General features: G+C 72.1%; 17 protein-coding genes. 14 read left to right on the top strand and 3 right to left on the bottom strand.

Annotation, left to right across the window (positions count from 1 at the left end; translation table 11 throughout):
- The first annotated feature begins 15 nt into the window (after positions 1–15).
- The 10 genes from atpB to ACI79T_RS05875 all read left to right on the top strand — a co-directional run bounded on the left by atpB (position 16) and on the right by ACI79T_RS05875 (position 8,074).
- Complete coding sequence (atpB, locus tag ACI79T_RS05920) at positions 16–798, top strand: F0F1 ATP synthase subunit A (protein ID WP_456609119.1); 783 nt, start codon at positions 16–18, stop codon at positions 796–798.
- Positions 799–880: 82 nt separating this feature from the next.
- On the top strand, positions 881–1,087 hold the full coding sequence (locus tag ACI79T_RS05915; RefSeq protein WP_091928810.1) for an ATP synthase F0 subunit C: 207 nt from the start codon (positions 881–883) through the stop codon (positions 1,085–1,087).
- 25 nt (positions 1,088–1,112) lie between these two features.
- Positions 1,113–1,727, top strand: a complete 615-nt coding sequence (locus ACI79T_RS05910) for a F0F1 ATP synthase subunit B (RefSeq protein WP_456609118.1) — start codon at positions 1,113–1,115, stop codon at positions 1,725–1,727.
- Positions 1,727–2,599 (top strand): F0F1 ATP synthase subunit delta, encoded by an 873-nt coding sequence (locus ACI79T_RS05905; protein WP_456609117.1) that lies wholly within the window; start codon positions 1,727–1,729, stop codon positions 2,597–2,599. Before ACI79T_RS05910 ends, ACI79T_RS05905 begins: the two co-directional genes overlap by 1 nt.
- A 50-nt stretch (positions 2,600–2,649) precedes the next feature.
- Complete coding sequence (gene atpA, locus ACI79T_RS05900; protein WP_456609116.1) at positions 2,650–4,287, top strand: F0F1 ATP synthase subunit alpha; 1,638 nt, start codon at positions 2,650–2,652, stop codon at positions 4,285–4,287.
- A 3-nt stretch (positions 4,288–4,290) separates the two neighbouring features.
- On the top strand, positions 4,291–5,262 hold the full coding sequence (locus ACI79T_RS05895) for a F0F1 ATP synthase subunit gamma (RefSeq protein WP_456609115.1): 972 nt from the start codon (positions 4,291–4,293) through the stop codon (positions 5,260–5,262).
- A 49-nt stretch (positions 5,263–5,311) separates the two neighbouring features.
- Positions 5,312–6,757 (top strand): F0F1 ATP synthase subunit beta, encoded by a 1,446-nt coding sequence (gene atpD, locus ACI79T_RS05890; protein ID WP_456609114.1) that lies wholly within the window; start codon positions 5,312–5,314, stop codon positions 6,755–6,757.
- Between the two features lie 202 nt (positions 6,758–6,959).
- Positions 6,960–7,130 (top strand): hypothetical protein, encoded by a 171-nt coding sequence (locus ACI79T_RS05885; RefSeq protein ID WP_456609113.1) that lies wholly within the window; start codon positions 6,960–6,962, stop codon positions 7,128–7,130.
- A 131-nt stretch (positions 7,131–7,261) separates the two neighbouring features.
- Positions 7,262–7,651 carry a F0F1 ATP synthase subunit epsilon gene (locus ACI79T_RS05880; RefSeq protein WP_456609112.1) on the top strand — a complete coding sequence of 130 codons (390 nt, stop codon included), beginning with the start codon at positions 7,262–7,264 and terminating at the stop codon, positions 7,649–7,651.
- A gap of 21 nt (positions 7,652–7,672) precedes the next feature.
- Positions 7,673–8,074: a DUF2550 domain-containing protein gene (locus ACI79T_RS05875; protein WP_456609111.1), complete on the top strand. Its 402-nt coding sequence runs from the start codon at positions 7,673–7,675 to the stop codon at positions 8,072–8,074.
- 15 nt (positions 8,075–8,089) lie between these two features.
- Here the strand turns inward: ACI79T_RS05875 and ACI79T_RS05870 are convergent, their stop codons facing one another.
- Positions 8,090–8,707, bottom strand: a complete 618-nt coding sequence (locus ACI79T_RS05870) for a cob(I)yrinic acid a,c-diamide adenosyltransferase (RefSeq protein ID WP_456609110.1) — start codon at positions 8,705–8,707, stop codon at positions 8,090–8,092.
- 69 nt (positions 8,708–8,776) lie between these two features.
- On the opposite strand from ACI79T_RS05870, the gene murA reads away from it, so the two are divergent.
- A complete protein-coding gene (gene murA, locus ACI79T_RS05865; protein ID WP_456609109.1) occupies positions 8,777–10,054 on the top strand; it encodes a UDP-N-acetylglucosamine 1-carboxyvinyltransferase in 1,278 nt (425 codons plus the stop codon).
- A gap of 16 nt (positions 10,055–10,070) precedes the next feature.
- On the opposite strand, the gene ACI79T_RS05860 is transcribed toward murA, so the two are convergent.
- Positions 10,071–10,400, bottom strand: coding sequence for a hypothetical protein (locus ACI79T_RS05860; RefSeq protein WP_456609108.1), 330 nt, complete (start codon positions 10,398–10,400; stop codon positions 10,071–10,073).
- Between the two features lie 99 nt (positions 10,401–10,499).
- Between ACI79T_RS05860 and ACI79T_RS05855 the strand changes: the two genes are divergently transcribed.
- Positions 10,500–12,518 (top strand): protein meaA, encoded by a 2,019-nt coding sequence (locus ACI79T_RS05855; protein ID WP_456609107.1) that lies wholly within the window; start codon positions 10,500–10,502, stop codon positions 12,516–12,518.
- On the opposite strand, the gene ACI79T_RS05850 is transcribed toward ACI79T_RS05855, so the two are convergent.
- On the bottom strand, positions 12,448–13,242 hold the full coding sequence (locus tag ACI79T_RS05850) for a YqjF family protein (protein WP_456609106.1): 795 nt from the start codon (positions 13,240–13,242) through the stop codon (positions 12,448–12,450). The genes ACI79T_RS05855 and ACI79T_RS05850 overlap by 71 nt on opposite strands.
- Positions 13,243–13,311: 69 nt before the next feature.
- Here ACI79T_RS05850 and ACI79T_RS05845 point away from each other — a divergent pair, with 69 nt between their 5' ends.
- Positions 13,312–14,085: an enoyl-CoA hydratase-related protein gene (locus ACI79T_RS05845; protein ID WP_456609105.1), complete on the top strand. Its 774-nt coding sequence runs from the start codon at positions 13,312–13,314 to the stop codon at positions 14,083–14,085.
- Between the two features lie 192 nt (positions 14,086–14,277).
- A complete protein-coding gene (locus ACI79T_RS05840; protein ID WP_456609104.1) occupies positions 14,278–15,624 on the top strand; it encodes a dicarboxylate/amino acid:cation symporter in 1,347 nt (448 codons plus the stop codon).
- The last annotated feature ends 17 nt before the right edge of the window (positions 15,625–15,641 follow it).

Here is a 15,641-nt window from a genome sequence, read left to right as displayed (position 1 = left end):
GACGGAGGCTGAGTAGTGACGACCGAGGTCTCGGCCGCCGAGGAATTCGCCCCGCCGAGCGCGCCCGACTTCTGGCAGCCGCTCGTGGGTGAGGGCGCCTTCGCCATCACGCGGAGCATGGTCGTGATGGTGCTGGTCACCATCGGTCTCGCCGTCGTCATGATGCTCGCGACGCGGCGCCTCGCCGTGGTGCCCGGGCGCGGGCAGTACCGGCTCGAGGGCATGTACGGCCTCGTCCGCAACTCGATCGGCCGGGACATCATCGGGTCGGCGCACTTCCGCCCCTACGTCCCGCTGCTGTTCACCCTTTTCACGCTCATCCTGGTGAACAACCTGATGGGCATCATCCCGTTCGTCCAGTTCCCGACGATGAGCCGGATCGGCTTCCCGCTCGCGCTCGCGCTCGGCGTCTACATCGTCTACCTCGTCGCCGGTGTCCGGCGTCGCGGGCTCGGGGGGTTCCTCAAGAACCTGGTGCCCAGCGGGCTGCCCTTCTGGGTCGTGCCGGTCGTCTTCGTCCTGGAGCTGGTGACGTTCCTCGTCACCCGTCCGGTGACCCTCACGCTGCGTCTCTTCGGCAACATGTTCGCCGGCCACATCCTGCTGCTGCTGTTCGCGCTGGGTGGGGAGTTCCTCCTTCTGGAGGGCGGAGGCCTGCTGAAGCTGGTGTCCATCCCGGCCTTCCTGATGTTCTTCCTGTTCAGCGCGTTCGAGATCCTGATCGCGTTCCTGCAGGCCTACGTCTTCATCCTCCTGGCCTCCATCTACATCGCCGAGGTCTACGCGGACGACCACTGACGTCCGCGGAGCCACCCCCGAGTTGCACCACCATGTGCGCCACCCGGCCGCACAGACCGACTGAGAGGAACGGACACACCCAATGGAAGGCAATCTCGCGATCATCGGCTACGGCCTGTCGGCCATCGGGCCGGGCGTCGGCATCGGCCTGATCTTCGCTGCCTACGTGGCCGGCGTGGCGCGTCAGCCCGAGGTCCGCGGTGTGCTGCAGACCATCGCCATCCTGGGCTTCGTGCTCTGTGAGCAGCTGGCCATCTTCGGCATCGCCCTGGCCTTCGTCTTCAGCTGACCGAGGACCGGAAGGAGTACATCTGATGGCGATCGACAACGCGGTCGGCGTCCTGGCCGCTGAGAGCGGTGAGGGCGGCTTCTGGGCGGACATCTACCCGGTCGTCCCGCACCCGGGTGAGCTGATCGTCGGCATCATCTCCTTCGCGATCCTCTACTTCCTGTACAAGAAGTACGTGGTCCCGCGCCTGGAGACCATGCTGGCCGAGCGCCGGCGGGCCATCGAGGGCGGCATCGAGCGGGCCGAGGCCATGCAGGCCGAGGCCAAGGCGTCGCTGGAGCAGTACCGGGCCCAGCTGGCCGAGGCCCGCAACGAGGCCGCGCAGATCCGGGACCAGGCACGCGCCGAGGGGCAGCAGATCCTCGAGGAGCTGCGGGCCCAGGCGCAGGAGGAGTCGGCGCGGATCGTCGCCCGGGGCGAGGAGCAGATCGCTGCTTCCCGCAGCCAGGTGGTCAACGAGCTGCGCGGCCAGATCGGGGCGCTCGCCGTCGATCTCGCCGGCCGGGTCGTCGGCGAGTCCCTCGCCGACGAGGCGCGCCGGCAGGGCACCGTGGACCGGTTCCTCGACCAGCTGGAGGGCATGTCCGCCGCCAGCCCGGACGGCCGGGGTGGCAGCACCGTCGCCGGGGGCACCCGCTGATGGATGCGTCGAGCCGCGCGGCGCTCGTGGTCGCCCGGGAGCGGCTGGAGGAGCTGACCCACGACCCCTCGGGGTTCCTGGGGAAGGCCAAGGACCGGCTCACCGGCCAGGCGCGGGCCACCGAGACCGGTGACCAGCTGACGCTGGCCGAGGAGCTGTTCGCCGTGGCGCGGCTGCTGCAGGCCCAGCCGTCGCTGCGCCGGGCGCTCTCCGACCCCTCGGGCAAGCCCGAGGAGCGGGCCGCCCTCGCGCAGCGGCTGTTCGCCAGCCGGCTCTCGCCGGTCGGTCTCGACCTCGTCGAGGTCAGCGTCCGGCAGCGCTGGTCGCGGCCCCTCGACCTGGTCGAGGCCGCGACCACGCTCGCGACCGAGGCGGCGCTCGACGCCGCTGCCGGCCGCGGTGAGCTGGACAGCGTGGAGGACGAGCTCTTCCGGTTCGGCCGGATCGTCGGTGGTGACCAGGAGCTGTCCCGCATCCTCAGCGACCGGCGGGCCCCGGCCGAGGGCAAGGCGGCCCTGCTGGACCAGCTGCTCTCCGGCCGGGTCAGCCCGGTCACCGAGCTGCTGCTCCGGAACGTGCTCACCACCTCGCACGCCGGCACGGCAGGTGTCGCGGTCGAGCGGCTCTCCGATGCCGCCAGCCGTCGTCGCGGTCAGTCCGTGGCCCGGGTGACGACGGCGGCGCCGCTGACCCCCGCACAGGAACGACGACTGATCGACGTGCTCGGTCGCATGTACGGGCGCACCATCGGGTTGCAGGTGACCGTCGACCCGACGGTGCTCGGCGGACTCCTCGTCCAGGTGGGCGACGAGGTCATCGACGGCAGCGTCGCCCACCGGCTGGAAGCTGCCCGACGGCAGCTCGCCGGCTGACCGCCCACCACTCCAGATCACGACCCCCGCAGGGAAGAGGACTCAGAGCCATGGCCGAGCTGACGATCTCCGCAGACGAGATCCGCAGTGCCATCCAGAACTACGTCACCGAGTACTCGCCTGACGTCTCCCGCGAAGAGGTCGGGATCGTCACCGAGGCCGGCGACGGCATCGCCCGGGTCGAGGGGCTGCCCTCGGTCATGACCAACGAGCTGCTCGAGTTCGAGAGCGGCGTGCGCGGCCTGGCGCTGAACCTCGACGTGCGCGAGGTCGGTGTCGTCGTCCTGGGTGACTACTCCGGCATCGAGGAGGGCCAGCAGGTCCGCCGCACCGGCGAGGTGCTCTCCGTCGCCGTCGGTGATGGCTACCTCGGCCGCGTCGTCGACCCGCTGGGCAACCCCATCGACGGTGCCGGCCCGATCGCCACCACCGGCCGCCGCGCGCTCGAGCTGCAGGCGCCCACCGTGGTCCAGCGGCAGTCGGTGCACGAGCCGATGCAGACCGGGATCAAGGCCATCGACGCCATGACCCCGATCGGCCGCGGCCAGCGCCAGCTGATCATCGGCGACCGGCAGACCGGCAAGTCGGCGATCGCGCTCGACACGATCATCAACCAGAAGCAGGCCTGGGCGACCGGCGACCCGACGCAGCAGGTGCGCTGCATCTACGTCGCCGTCGGCCAGAAGGGCTCCACGATCGCGGCGACGAAGGCCGCGCTCGAGGACGCCGGTGCGATGGAGTACACGACCATCGTCGCCGCCCCCGCGTCCGAGGCCGCCGGCTTCAAGTACATCGCCCCCTACACCGGCTCGGCCATCGGCCAGCACTGGATGTACGAGGGCAAGCACGTCCTCATCGTGTTCGACGACCTGTCCAAGCAGGCCGAGGCCTACCGCGCCGTCTCGCTGCTGCTCCGCCGCCCGCCGGGCCGCGAGGCCTACCCGGGCGACGTCTTCTACCTCCACTCCCGCCTGCTGGAGCGCTGCGCGAAGCTGAACGACGAGCTGGGCGCCGGCTCGATGACCGGCCTGCCGCTCATCGAGACCAAGGGCAACGACGTGTCGGCCTACATCCCGACCAACGTCATCTCCATCACCGACGGGCAGATCTTCCTCGAGACCGGTCTGTTCAACTCCGGTGTCCGTCCCGCGATCAACGTCGGCATCTCGGTGTCCCGCGTGGGTGGCTCGGCGCAGATCAAGGCGATGAAGTCGGTCGCCGGCCGCCTGCGCCTGGACCTCGCCCAGTACCGCGAGCTCGAGGCGTTCGCCTCGTTCTCCTCGGACCTGGACGCCTCCAGCCGGGCCACCCTGGAGCGCGGCCAGCGCCTGGTCGAGCTGCTGAAGCAGGGCCAGTACTCGCCGTACCCGGTCGAGCGCGAGGTCGTCTCGCTGTGGCTGGGGACGACCGGCAAGCTCGACCGCGTGCCGGTCGCCGACGTGCGCCGCTTCGAGTCGGAGTTCCTCGACTACGTCGCCCGCGGGGACAACGCCGTCTACGAGTCGATCCAGCAGAGCAAGAAGCTCGAGGACGACGCGGTGTCCAGCCTGGAGCGGGCGGTGGAGAACTTCTACGGCCAGTTCACCACCACCGACGGCGAGTCGCTGACGGCGAACGAGCCCGAGGCCGAGGCCATGGACGCCTCGGAGCGGGGTCAGGAGCGCGTCCAGGTCAAGCGGGGCAGCTGACCCATGGCCGGTACCCTCCGCGCGCTGCGGCGCCGCATCCGCTCCACGAAGTCGACGAAGAAGATCTTCTCGGCGCAGGAGCTGATCGCCGGTGCCCGCATCGTCCGCGCCCAGGCCCGGGTGGAGGCCTCCAAGCCCTACGCCCGGGAGATCACGCGGGTGCTGTCGGCGCTGGCCTCGTCGGCGTCGCTGGACCACCCGCTGCTCACCGAGCGGGAGAACCCGCGGCGGGCGGCGGTGCTGGTCATCACCTCCGACCGCGGCTTCGCCGGCTCGTACAACGTGAACGTGCTCCGGCGCACCGAGGAGCTGCTCTCCCTGCTGCGGCAGGAGGGCAAGGAGCCGGTGCTCTACGTCGTCGGCCGGAAGGGGGAGACCTACTACTCCTTCCGTGACCGGGCGACGGCGGCCACGTTCACCGGCTTCTCCGAGCAGCCGAACTACCCGGACGCGCAGGAAGTCGGTCGCGCGCTCATCGCCGCCTTCACCGCAGGGGCGGACGACGAGGACGGCGGCGCCGGTGCCGACGGCATCGCCGGCGTGGACGAGCTGCACATCGTCTACACCGAGTTCCGCTCCCTGCTCGCGCAGGTCCCGGTCGCCAAGCGGATGGCTCCGCTGGAGGTCGAGGAGGTCGACGAGTTCGACTACGAGCGCGAGGAGCGGGAGCAGGGGACCGCCGGCGACGACGGCGTCCCCGCCTCCTACGAGTTCGAGCCCTCCGCGGAGGGCCTGCTCGACGCGCTGCTGCCGAAGTACATCACCACGCGGATCTACGCGGCGATGCTCGAGGCGGCCGCCTCGGAGTCGGCGTCGCGCCGCCGCGCGATGAAGTCGGCGTCCGACAACGCCGAGGAGCTGGCGAAGAACCTGTCCCGGCAGGCCAACCAGGCCCGCCAGGCGGAGATCACGCAGGAGATCAGCGAGATCGTCGGCGGCGCCGACGCGCTGGTCTCGTCCGGCTCGAACGACTGACCACCACGAACAGCAGAACACCGAGCCCCAGGGCAGGAGAGCAGTACAGATGACCGTCACCGAGGACCGTCCGACCAGCTCGCAGACCACGGCCGCCGGCCGGGTCGTGCGGGTCACCGGGCCGGTCGTCGACGTCGAGTTCCCGCGCGACGCGATGCCCGACCTGTTCAACGCCCTGAAGGTCGATGTCACGCTGGCCGACCTCAGCAAGAGGCTGACCCTCGAGGTCGCCCAGCACCTCGGCGAGAACGTCGTCCGCACCATCTCGATGGCGCCGACCGACGGCCTCGTCCGGGGCGCCGAGGTCACCGACACCGGTAACCCGATCATGGTCCCGGTCGGTGACGTGGTGACCGGGCACGTGTTCAACGCCCTCGGGGAGTGCCTGGACCAGCCCGGCTACGCCGAGGACGCCCTGCACTGGTCGATCCACCGGCACGCGCCGAAGTTCGACCAGCTCGAGGGGCGCACCGAGCTGCTCGAGACCGGCATCAAGGTCATCGACCTGCTGACCCCCTACGTGGCCGGCGGGAAGATCGGGCTGTTCGGTGGCGCCGGTGTCGGCAAGACCGTGCTGATCCAGGAGATGATCCGCCGCGTCGCCCAGGAGTTCGGTGGCGTCTCGGTGTTCGCCGGGGTCGGCGAGCGCACCCGTGAGGGCAACGACCTCATCACGGAGATGACCGAGTCCGGCGTCATCAACTCGACCGCGCTGGTCTTCGGCCAGATGGACGAGCCGCCGGGCACGCGTCTGCGGGTGGCGCTGTCGGCGCTCACCATGGCGGAGTACTTCCGCGACGAGATGAACCAGGACGTGCTCCTCTTCATCGACAACATCTTCCGGTTCACCCAGGCCGGCTCGGAGGTGTCGACCCTGCTGGGCCGCATGCCCTCCGCCGTGGGTTACCAGCCGACGCTGGCCGACGAGATGGGTGAGCTCCAGGAGCGGATCACCTCGACGCGGGGTCGCTCGATCACCTCGCTGCAGGCGATCTACGTGCCCGCCGACGACATCACCGACCCGGCGCCGCACACCACGTTCGCCCACCTCGACGCGACGACCGTGCTCTCGCGGCCGATCTCGGAGAAGGGCATCTACCCGGCCGTGGACCCGCTGGACTCCACCAGCCGGATCCTCGACCCGCAGTACGTGGGCCAGGAGCACTACCAGATCGCCCAGACGGTGAAGCAGATCCTCCAGCGCTACCAGGAGCTGCAGGACATCATCGCGATCCTCGGCATCGACGAGCTCTCCGAGGAGGACAAGGTCACGGTCAACCGGGCCCGGCGCATCGAGCGCTTCCTCTCGCAGAACATGTTCGTGGCCGAGGCCTTCACCGGTCAGCCCGGCTCCTACGTGCCGCTCTCGGAGACCCTCGAGGCGTTCAAGGCGCTCACCGAGGGCACCTACGACAACGTGCCGGAGCAGGCGTTCTTCATGTGCGGTGGTCTCGAGGACCTCGAGAAGAACGCGAACAAGCTCAAGAAGGCCTGACCGCCTCCCCGGACCACGCGCAGCGGCCGGGTCGCCCTTCGGGGCGGCCCGGCCGTCGTCGTCCGTCGCCCCGGACCCTCGCCCGTCCGGGTGATCTTCGTGCCCAGGCCTACGGGCGGGGCAGCGGTGTGCCGAGCATCTGTCGCAGGCGCGCCCGTCGACGGGCGCCGACGTGGGGGGCGACGTGGACCGGGACAGCGCGGTGCGTGCGACCGGAGGCCGGGCGGCCGCTGACTGGACGTGGCCCCCGTACGCGCCGGTCGACGCCCCGATCACCGCCTTCGACACCGATCGCTGGGCCTCGTCCACCTGCGTCCGCCACCCGTGGGTCCGCGTGGGCCGCTACACGCTGCTCTACCGCCGCGCCGCCTGACGGAGGACCCGCCCCCCGGGGCGCCGCGCGACACGCCGCTAGAGTGGGCCCGTCCGTCGTCGGCTCGCCCGGGCCGGCGTACCCGAACGCACCACACCTCCCCGGCGGGGAGGTGGACCCCGAGGAGTGTCGTGGCGACCCTGCAGGTCGAATTGGTGGCCGTCGAGCGCAAGATCTGGTCCGGCGAGGCCACCAGCGTCATCGCCCGCACCACGGAGGGCGAGCTCGGTGTGCTCCCCGGCCACGCCCCGCTGCTCGGTCAGCTGGCCGACGGCGGCGTCGTGACCATCCACACCGAGTCGGGTGAGGACCTGGTCGTCGCGGCCCACGGCGGGTTCCTGTCCGTCACCGAGCGCGGGGTCTCCATCCTCGCCGAGACGGCGGAGATCTCCTCCGAGATCGATGTGGAGCGCGCTCGCGAGGCGCTGCGCCGGGCGGAGGGCGAGAAGGACAGCCCCGAGGGGCTGGCCGCGGCCCGTCGCGCCGAGTCCCGGCTGAGGGCGGCCGGCCAGAGCGCCTGATCCACCCGGCGAGCGCGCAGGATGACCACGGCCCTGCTGGTCCTGATCGGCGTCCTGCTGCTGCTCGTCGTCGTGGTCTTCCTGCTGCGCCGCCGGTTCCTGCTGTCCGGCCTCGGCGCGGTCACCATGTGGACCCGGGCGGGGAGCTCGCCCCGCTGGTCGGTGGGCGTCGCCTGGTATGGCGACGACGCGCTGCTGTGGTACCGCGCGCTGTCCCTGTCGGTCCGCCCGCAGCTCCGGCTGCACCGGGCGGGGTCTCGCGTCCTGGCCCAGCGGCCGGCCGGCCGCGACGACCTCGCCCTGCCGGGTGACGTCGTCGTCCTCTCCTGCAGCACGTCCGAGGGGCTCCGCGAGCTGGCCATGGAGCCCTCGACGCTGACCGGCTTCCTGTCCTGGATGGAGGCCGCGCCACCCGGGAGCTGAGTGCCGGCCGCGCCCTCAGTCGGATGCCGGCCCGGCCGCCGCCTCGCGCTGGGCGTGCACGCCGCTGTGCGCGCCGGGCTCCCAGAGGATGTCGCCGTCGGGGTTGGCCACCCGGCCCAGGATGAACACCAGGTCCGACAGCCGGTTGAGGTAGCGCGCCGTCTCCGGGTTGGTGCGCTCCGGCTCGGCCTCCAGGAGGGCCCACACGCTGCGCTCGGCGCGCCGCACCACCACCCGCACCTGGTGCAGCAGGGCGGCCAGCGGGGTGCCGCCGGGCAGGATGAAGCTGCTGAGCTTCGGCAGCGTCTCGTTGTGGGCGTCGCAGGCCGACTCGAGCCGCTCGGTGTAGGCGGCGGTCACCCGCAGCGGCGGGTACTGCGGGGCCTCGACGATCGGCGTGCACAGGTCCGCACCGACGTCGAACAGGTCGTTCTGGATGCTGCGCAGCAGGTCGGCCACCGCCGGTGCGGCCGAGCCGAGCGCGAGCGCCACACCGATCGCGCTGTTGGCCTCGTCGACGTCGGCGTAGGCGACCAGGCGCGCGTCGGTCTTCGACACCCGGCTCATGTCGCCCAGGTGCGTCTGACCGGCGTCGCCGGTCTTCGTGTAGATGCGGGTGAGCCGGACCGTCATGCCCGCAGCCTAGGCGGCGCAGGCCCGCGGTGACGCCGGTGCGCGGACCCGGCGCCGTAGGGTGGGCCGGTGGAGTGCTTCGAGGTGGCCGGGGGAGCGAGGCTCGCGGGCCGGGTACGGGTCACCGGTGCCAAGAACAGTGCCCTGAAGCTCATGGCGGCGGCGCTGCTGGCCACGGGGCGTTCGACGATCGACGAGGTCCCGGACATCCTCGACGTGGCGATCATGAGCGAGGTGCTGCGCCGGCTCGGCTGCGACGTCTCCTACGAGCGCGCGCCCGGGACCGGTGGCGGCCGGCTGACCATCGACGTCCCCGAGAAGCCGTCGACGGAGACCGACTACGACCTGGTGCGCCGGATGCGCGCCTCGATCAGCGTGCTGGGCCCGCTCGTGGCCCGCTGCGGGAGCGCCCGGGTGGCCCTCCCCGGCGGGGACGCCATCGGCTCCCGCGGCCTCGACATGCACATCTCGGGCCTCGAGCGGCTCGGCGCGACCATCGTGAGCGAGCACGGGTTCCTGGTGGCCACCGCGCCCCGGCTCGTCGGCACCTCGATCTGGCTGGACTTCCCGTCGGTCGGGGCCACCGAGAACCTGGTCATGGCCGCGGTGCTGGCCGAGGGGACCACGGTCGTGGACAACGCCGCGCGGGAGCCCGAGATCGTCGACCTGTGCCGGATGCTCGGCGAGATGGGCGCGCGGATCGACGGCGCCGGCACCTCCACGATCACCGTCGAGGGCGTCGACGCGCTGCAGCCGGTGGCGTACTCGACGGTGCCCGACCGGATCGTCGCCGGCACCTGGGCCATCGGTGCCGTCATGACCCGTGGCGACGTGGTCGTCGAGCGCGCCGTCGCCGAGCACCTCACCGTGGCGCTGGACAAGCTCGTCGACGCCGGGGCCACCGTGGAGGCGCTGCCCGACGGCATCCGGGTGGCGATGGACGGCCGGCCCCGCTGCGTCGACGTCGTCACGCTGCCGTTCCCCGGCTTCCCGACCGACCTGCAGCCGATGGCCGTGGCCCTCGCCGCGGTGTCCACCGGGACGGCGCTGATCACCGAGAACGTGTTCGAGGGCCGGTTCATGTTCGTCAACGAGCTCGTGCGGCTCGGCGCGGACGTCCGCATCGACGGCCACCACGCCGTCGTCCGCGGCCGGGAGCGCTTCTCCAGCGCACCGGTGCTGGCCACCGACATCCGGGCCGGTGCCGGGCTGGTGCTGGCCGGGTTGTGCTCGGACGGGATCACCGAGGTGCAGGACGTGCACCACGTCGACCGCGGCTACCCCGACTTCGTCGACCAGCTGCGCGGACTGGGCGCCGACGTGACCCGCACCCAGCGGCCCGACTGAGCCGCCGCGGTCCGGGTCAGCCGCCGCCGAAGGAGACGGCCAGCGCGCGGGCCCGGTCGGCGTCCTCCGGGAAGACCAGGATCTCGGCGCGGTGCGCACCGGGGAAGCGGACGGTGGAGCGGATGCCGGCGTCGGACAGCACCGCCCGCAACGCCAGGGCCGACTCCCGGCGGCTCAGCGTGGCGATCCGGGTGAGCAGCCCGTCGTCCCCGGCCGTGCCGCCCCCGCGGGCCAGGCCGCCGGTGTCGCCGCCGCCGAACGCCCAGCGCGCGAACAGCATCAGCAGCACGAGCACGACGACGGTGACCAGCGGCCCCACCAGGTAGCTGAGGCGTCCGACGTCCACCCGTCTGCCCCCTTCCGTCCGACCCGATCGAGTGTGCCACCGCGCGCCCTCCGTGGGCGGGGCTGCTACCGGCCGGTAACCGCCCTACACTCCGCCGGTATGCCGTTCCCGAAGACGCCGAACGAGCGCGACCGCCCCTGGGTCATGCGCACCTACGCCGGGCACTCCTCGCCGGCTGAGTCCAACGCCCTGTACCGCCGCAACCTGGCGAAGGGGCAGACCGGCCTCTCGGTCGCCTTCGACCTGCCCACGCAGACCGGATACGACCCCGACGACGAGCTCGCCGTCGGCGAGGTCGGCAAGGTGGGCGTCCCGGTCACGCACATCGGCGACATGCGCGCCCTGTTCGACGGCATCCCGCTCGACGAGATGAACACGTCGATGACCATCAACGCCACGGCCATGTGGCTGCTCGCGCTCTACCAGGCGGTCGCCGAGGAGCACGGGCACGACGTCGCGAAGCTGGCGGGGACGACGCAGAACGACATCATCAAGGAGTACCTGTCGCGGGGGACCTACGTCTTCCCGCCGGCTCCGTCGATGCGGCTGATCACCGACATGGTCGCCTACACGGTGACGACGATGCCGAAGTGGAACCCGATCAACATCTGCAGCTACCACCTGCAGGAGGCCGGGGCCACGCCGGTGCAGGAGATCGCCTACGCGATGAGCACCGCGATCGCCGTCCTGGACTCGGTCCGCGACTCGGGCCAGGTGCCGGCCGAGCGCTTCGGCGAGGTCGTCGCCCGCATCTCCTTCTTCGTCAACGCGGGGGTCCGCTTCGTCGAGGAGATGTGCAAGATGCGGGCCTTCACCCAGCTCTGGGACGAGCTGACGAAGGAGCGCTACGGCGTCCAGGACGCCAGGCACCGCCGCTTCCGCTACGGCGTGCAGGTCAACTCCCTCGGCCTCACCGAGGCGCAGCCGGAGAACAACGTCCAGCGGATCGTGCTGGAGATGCTCGCGGTCACCCTGTCCAAGGACGCCCGCGCCCGTGCCGTGCAGCTGCCGGCGTGGAACGAGGCCCTCGGCCTGCCCCGGCCCTGGGACCAGCAGTGGTCGCTGCGGCTGCAGCAGGTGCTCGCCTACGAGACCGACCTGCTCGAGTACGAGGACCTGTTCACCGGCTCGGTCGTGGTGGAGAAGAAGGTCGCCGAGCTGGTCGAGGGCGCCCGGGCGGAGATCGCCCGCGTGCAGGAGATGGGCGGGGCCGTCGTGGCCGTCGAGTCCGGCTACATGAAGGGCGAGCTGGTCGGCTCGCTGGCCGAGCGCCGGCGGCGGATGGAGAGCGGCGAGGACGTCGTCGTCGGGGTCAACAAGTTCGACACCACCGAGCCCAACCCGCTGACCGCCGACCTGGACGCGGCGATCATGGTCGTGGACCCGGCCGTCGAGGCCGCCGCCCAGGAGGCGGTGCAGAAGTGGCGCGCCGAGCGCGACCCCGAGGCGGTCGAGCGGGCGCTGCAGCGGCTGCGGGAGGTGGCCGGCACGACCGAGAACCTCATGCTCCCGACCCTCGACTGCGCCCGTGCCGGCGTGACGACGGGGGAGTGGGCCGGGGTGCTGCGCGAGGTGTTCGGCGAGTACCGGGCGCCCACCGGCGTGGCCGCGGCCGCCGGCGGTGGCGAGGCCGACGAGAACCTGACCGCCGTCCGCGAGCGGGTGCGGGCCACCGGTGAGGAGATCGGTGGACGGCTGCGGTTCCTGGTGGGCAAGCCCGGCCTGGACGGGCACTCCAACGGCGCCGAGCAGATCGCCGTGCGGGCCCGCGACGCCGGCTTCGAGGTGATCTACCAGGGCATCCGGCTCACCCCCGAGCAGATCGTCTCGGCGGCGGTCGAGGAGGACGTGCACGTGGTCGGCCTGTCGGTGCTCTCCGGCTCGCACCTGCAGGTGGTGCCCGCCGTGCTGCGGGGGCTGAAGGCGGCCGGGATGGACGACGTCCCGGTCGTGGTCGGCGGGATCATCCCCGACAGCGACGCGCGGCGGCTGCGCGAGCAGGGCGTCGCCCGCGTCTTCACCCCGAAGGACTTCGGGCTGAACGACATCATGGGCCAGGTCGTCGACGTGGTGCGCGAGGCGAACGGTCTCGGGGAGAGGGTGCCCGCCCCGGCCTGAGCACCGGGCCGAAGCGGACGTCGACGCCCGGGGAGAACAGCACGCTGTCGGGCGGGCCGGAGAGGTCGCCGAGGCCGGCCGCGGACAGCAGCGAGTCGTCCAGGTCGACCAGCTCCGCCCGGTGCAGCGGCCACTCCGGGTGCTCGTTGGGCCAGTACGCCGGGCCGGATCGGCCGGGCCGGTGCAGGCCCCACCGGGCGGTCAGGAACTGGTCCAGCGGCTCCGGCCGGGGCAGCCGGCCGCGCACCCGGACCGTGACCCTGCTGTGCGCGCCGGCGGGGCCGGGCCAGCGCCGGCGGCAGCTGTAGGTCCAGTGGTCGCCGGTGTGCTCGATCCGCATGCGCGACCACGCGTACGGCAACCGGGCGGCCCACCGGGCGGTGACCACGGGGACCAGGCGCTCGGCGTCCAGCGACCGGAAGACGACGCCCCGGCGTCCCCGGTCGTCGACCGAGTAGAGCCGGACGTTGGTCTCGGCGAACGAGCCGAGGTAAGGGATGCCCGGTGTCCCGAGCACCCCGATCCGCTGCATGCGGAACGGGATGAGCCCGACGTAGGTGGCACCGTCGAGCACGTCGGGGCGGGTCCCGGCCGGCAGCAGGGGAGCGACGCGTGCCGGGTCGACCGCCCAGTGGAGGAACGCGACGTCGCGCCAGCCCTGGGTGAACACCGTGCGGCCCGCCGGTCCCGGGGCGGTCCGGCTGAGCGGTTCGGGATCGGCCACCGGTCCAGCGTCCCCGCTGCGGGCGCGATCGTCATTGCCGACCGGGGCCCGGCATGGTGTGGTCGGGGCATGACCGACCACGGCGCGCCACGGGTCGAACGCGACGGCGACGTCGTCCGCATCACGATGACCCGCGCGGCGAAGCGCAACGCGCTCTCCCGCGAGCACCTCACCCAGCTGCTGGAGGCCGTGACCGAGGCCGGGCGGAGCGATGCCGCGGGTATCGTGCTCGCCGCCGAGGGGCCGGTGTTCAGCGCCGGCCACGACTTCGCCGACGTGGCGGGCGCCCCGCTGCCCGAGGTGCGCAGCCTGCTGCGGCTCTGCACCGAGCTGATGCAGACGGTGCAGGACGTGCCGCAGGTCGTCCTGGCCCGCGTGCACGCCCTGGCCACGGCCGCCGGCTGCCAGCTGGTGGCCTCGTGCGACCTCGCCGTCGCCGCGGAGTCCGCGGGGTTCGCCGCCCCCGGGGGCAAGGGTGGCTGGTTCTGCCACACGCCGATGGTGGCGATCGCGCGCAACGTGGGCCGCAAGCGGGCGATGGAGCTGGCGCTGACCGGCGACGTCATCGACGCGGCGACGGCCCTGGACTGGGGCCTGGTCAACCGGGTGGTGCCCGACGCCGACCTGGACACCGCCGTCGACGACCTGATGGACCGGGCCACCCGGGGCTCGCGGGCGAGCAAGGGGTGGGGCAAGCAGACGATGTACGCGCAGCTGGACCGGCCGGAGCGGGACGCGTACGCGACCGCGATCGAGGTCATGGCCGCGGCCAGCCAGCTGCCCGGTGCCCGCGAGGGCATGGCCTCCTTCCTGGAGAAGCGCCGTCCGGTCTGGCCGGACTGAGGATGCACTCCACCGGGTGAACCGCGGCACAACCGGAATGCCGCAGGGCTCGGGCGGACTGACCTACCCGTGCAGAACATCTGGGGGCTGACGCGGCGGCGCACCGTCGACTTCGGCCGCGTGACGGTGGACCGCTGTCCGGGCTGACGCCGCCCCGACCGGTCAACCCTCACCCAGAACGGAACCACCCCCGTGCTCGCTCGTCTCCGCCGCGTGCCCTTCGCGGCGCAGGTACTCCTCGCCCTCGTCGTGGGCGTGGCCCTCGGCTTCGTCGCCCGTGAGATGGGCACCGTCGCCGACGGCTCGCCCAACTGGCTCACCAGCACCCTGCAGACCATCGGCAGCACGTTCGTCACGCTGCTGAAGACCCTCGTCCCGCCGCTGATCGTCACCGCGGTGATCGTCAGCATCGCCAACCTCAAGCAGGTCTCGAACGCCGCACGGCTGGCCGCCCAGACCCTGCTGTGGTTCGCCATCACCGCGCTGATCGCCGTCGGCATCGGGATCACCCTCGGCCTGCTCACCCAGCCGGGCCGCAACAGCTCGGTCGACGCCGCGGCGCAGGCGGACCCCACCCGGACCGGCTCCTGGTTCGACTTCCTGAACGGCATCGTGCCCGGCAACATCCTCGGTCTGCAGTCGTCGGCCGAGGGTGACCTGTCGTTCAACGTCCTCCAGCTGATCGTCATCGCCGCGGCGATCGGCATCGCGGTGCTGAAGGTCGGCGAGGCGGCCGAGCCGTTCCTCGGCTTCGTCCGCTCCGCGCTGGCCGTCGTGCAGAAGATGCTGTGGTGGGTCATCCTGCTCGCGCCGCTGGGCACCGTCGGCCTGATCGGCAACGCCGTCGCCAGCTACGGCTGGGAGTCCCTCGGCTCGCTCGGCGTCTTCGCCGGCTCCGTCTACGCAGGGCTCGCGCTGGTGCTGTTCGTCGTCTACCCGGTGCTGCTGCGCCTGCACGGCCTCTCGCCGCTGCGGTGGTTCGCCGGGGCCTGGCCGGCGATCCAGTTGGCCTTCGTCTCGCGCTCGTCGATCGGCACGCTGCCGGTGACCGAGCGGGTGACCGAGCAGAACCTGGGCGTCCCGCGGTCCTACGCCTCGTTCGCCGTCCCGCTGGGTGCGACGACGAAGATGGACGGCTGCGCGGCGATCTACCCCGCGCTGGCGGCGATCTTCGTCGCCCAGTTCTTCGGGGTGGACCTCGGCCTCACCGACTACCTGCTCATCGTCCTGGTGTCGGTCATCGGCTCGGCGGCCACCGCCGGCGTCACCGGCGCGGTGGTCATGCTGACCCTCACGCTGTCCACCCTCGGCCTGCCGCTGGCCGGCGTGGGTCTGCTGCTGGCCGTCGACCCGATCCTCGACATGGGGCGCACCGCGGTGAACGTCGCCGGGCAGGCGCTGGTCCCCACGATCGTGGCCAAGCGCGAGGGCATCCTCGACCTCGAGCGCTACCGCTCGACGAGGACGATCGACCCGCTGGCCCCGGTCGAGGAGCGCGGCGGCGTCGACACCGACCTCCGGGAGCCGGCGACCGCGTAGGGCTTCCGGGAGCCGGC

Source organism: Blastococcus sp. SYSU DS0619 (genome assembly GCF_054051035.1).
The sequence above is the reverse complement of the archived record's forward strand: the minus strand, read 5'-3'. Positions and strand labels throughout refer to the sequence as shown.

Bases quoted from the DNA above. Each gene is read 5' to 3' on its own strand.
- ACI79T_RS05915 (WP_091928810.1), top strand. From the start codon at position 881: ATGGAAGGCAATCTCGCGATCATCGGCTACGGCCTGTCGGCCATCGGG.
- ACI79T_RS05910 (WP_456609118.1), top strand. From the start codon at position 1,113: ATGGCGATCGACAACGCGGTCGGCGTCCTGGCCGCTGAGAGCGGTGAG.
- ACI79T_RS05905 (WP_456609117.1), top strand. From the start codon at position 1,727: ATGGATGCGTCGAGCCGCGCGGCGCTCGTGGTCGCCCGGGAGCGGCTG.
- atpA (WP_456609116.1), top strand. From the start codon at position 2,650: ATGGCCGAGCTGACGATCTCCGCAGACGAGATCCGCAGTGCCATCCAG.
- ACI79T_RS05895 (WP_456609115.1), top strand. From the start codon at position 4,291: ATGGCCGGTACCCTCCGCGCGCTGCGGCGCCGCATCCGCTCCACGAAG.
- atpD (WP_456609114.1), top strand. From the start codon at position 5,312: ATGACCGTCACCGAGGACCGTCCGACCAGCTCGCAGACCACGGCCGCC.
- ACI79T_RS05875 (WP_456609111.1), top strand. From the start codon at position 7,673: ATGACCACGGCCCTGCTGGTCCTGATCGGCGTCCTGCTGCTGCTCGTC.
- ACI79T_RS05870 (WP_456609110.1), bottom strand. From the start codon at position 8,707: ATGACGGTCCGGCTCACCCGCATCTACACGAAGACCGGCGACGCCGGT.
- ACI79T_RS05855 (WP_456609107.1), top strand. From the start codon at position 10,500: ATGCCGTTCCCGAAGACGCCGAACGAGCGCGACCGCCCCTGGGTCATG.
- ACI79T_RS05845 (WP_456609105.1), top strand. From the start codon at position 13,312: ATGACCGACCACGGCGCGCCACGGGTCGAACGCGACGGCGACGTCGTC.